3 protein-coding genes are annotated in these 1,625 nt (G+C 37.2%); 1 reads left to right on the forward strand and 2 read right to left on the reverse strand.

What is annotated here, in order from left to right; genetic code table 11:
* Together MT391_RS20575 and MT391_RS20580 are read right to left on the reverse strand one after the other, a co-directional pair.
* On the reverse strand, positions 1-434 hold a 434-nt coding region (locus MT391_RS20575; protein ID WP_499499951.1), incomplete at its 3' end, for a relaxase/mobilization nuclease domain-containing protein.
* Entirely contained in the window at positions 424-765 is a 342-nt protein-coding gene (locus MT391_RS20580; RefSeq protein ID WP_499442855.1) for a MobC family plasmid mobilization relaxosome protein, read from the reverse strand. The genes MT391_RS20580 and MT391_RS20575, both read right to left, overlap by 11 nt.
* Positions 766-997: 232 nt before the next feature.
* On the opposite strand from MT391_RS20580, the gene MT391_RS20585 reads away from it, so the two are divergent.
* Positions 998-1,381, forward strand: coding sequence for a RepB family protein (locus MT391_RS20585; protein WP_499499953.1), 384 nt, complete (start codon positions 998-1,000; stop codon positions 1,379-1,381).
* The last annotated feature ends 244 nt before the right edge of the window (positions 1,382-1,625 follow it).

Here is a 1,625-nt window from a genome sequence, read left to right on the forward strand (position 1 = left end):
AAATGTAACATGGTATTAATACATCTTTTCCAGACATCAAGGCGCTTACAATCAATAGGGTGATAGTATGGCTGCAACCTTTTTCCTGTCGTTAGCTCGACACAAGGCACAACAAAATTAAGCTCTAAACGATCCTTATCTTTGTGCTCTACCCATAAAATGGAATACTGATTTTTATCAAGACCAGGGAGCAATACCTTTTCAAATTCCGCCATGATTTTATCTTTGTTGGCTTTTGAAAGGTCACGCTCTTCAAAAGATAAGCACCCACTTTTATATTTCTGTTTAAAGTCGCATGAGTTAATTAAGTTTATGACTGAGTCACAATCCCCTTGATCCAGCGTCGCCCCCTCTCTTTTACGGTCTTTTCCTAAAAGATAATCAACTGGGCCATTACCACCACCGGTGCCTCGATTAAAAAATTTAACGATCATGATCGATCCTATTCTGCTCTTTTATAAGCTCAATATTTTCAGCCATCGATTGAAGAATCGAAATAACTTTTACTTTATCAATAGGGTTAAAATCTTTTGAATTTAAGTGTCGGGCAATCTGATTGATGTTGTTGCCAATACCAGATAATTGGTACAAAAGTTGTGGATCTATATTTGGATAATTAGGCTTTCTTTTTGGCTTTTGAGCAAGGCAAGTTTCACGCATCCAAACAGCTAATTCAGATCCTCCACAACGAGCCAAAAGATCTGATTTTTCAGAATCGGAAACACGTATAGATATTTTCTTTTCTCTCTTTTCTGACTTAGTCATAACTGTCATATTCTTAATAAAGGTTTGGTCATTTAGGGGTTTGGGGGCTCCCCAACCAGCAAAGAGGGATAGGTGCGAAGCGCCCCCTCTGTGTCTGCTGGCTTTTTACTTCGTAAAAAGAAACCCATTCAATCTTAAACCTGTTAAAAAAATATGCAAGAAAGGTGGATATGACTTAGTCAGAAATAGATTTTATGGTATAATGACTGAGTCATATACAAGGAGATAGCAAATGAAAATTATTGATGATGAACAGTTTTTTGAATACCAATCTGAATGGTTTAAAACACAATTTAAAAAAGGTGACTCAAGTGGTGTATGGATTGATTTTAAAGGCGTTGAACATGCGTTTAAAATGGATCGATATGGGTCTATGTTTGAGGACGTAACACACATTAGAAAAATGCTTAATGAAGTCGGTTTAAAACGTTTAAATAATGCCATCTCAGCCCGTAGAAAAAGAATTAACCAAACAAATAAAAAGTCTATTCAGCTAACATTGGATAAGAACGTAGCATCAAAGCTTAAACTCATGGCGGAAACCAAAGGGATGACTCAGTCAGAAATAATAGAGGGAATGATCACTGGTGAAATTCAAATGGATTTATTCAAATAGAGTCAGTCTAATGAATGACCTTGGGGTAGTCGCTCAAGTTAGAGGACTTATGACTACGTCATATCAAGGAATAACCTGGGGAAAACAAAAAGACGTTTACCACAAGTTATTTCCCTTAGTCCTCCAACTCACTCCTTAAGCCGGTAGCCCTCTATTTGGGATCTAAAAGAAAAAGAGTAATGCCGGCTAACGCGCTTAAATATTTGTTTTCGGCTACGCCGACCCCTACCCATATAAGGACATT

The organism is Vibrio sp. 1-Bac 57, assembly GCF_037546855.1.
Taxonomy (GTDB): domain Bacteria; phylum Pseudomonadota; class Gammaproteobacteria; order Enterobacterales; family Psychromonadaceae; genus Psychromonas.

Bases quoted from the DNA above. Each gene is read 5' to 3' on its own strand.
- MT391_RS20585 (WP_499499953.1), top strand. From the start codon at position 998: ATGAAAATTATTGATGATGAACAGTTTTTTGAATACCAATCTGAATGG.
- MT391_RS20580 (WP_499442855.1), bottom strand. From the start codon at position 765: ATGACTAAGTCAGAAAAGAGAGAAAAGAAAATATCTATACGTGTTTCC.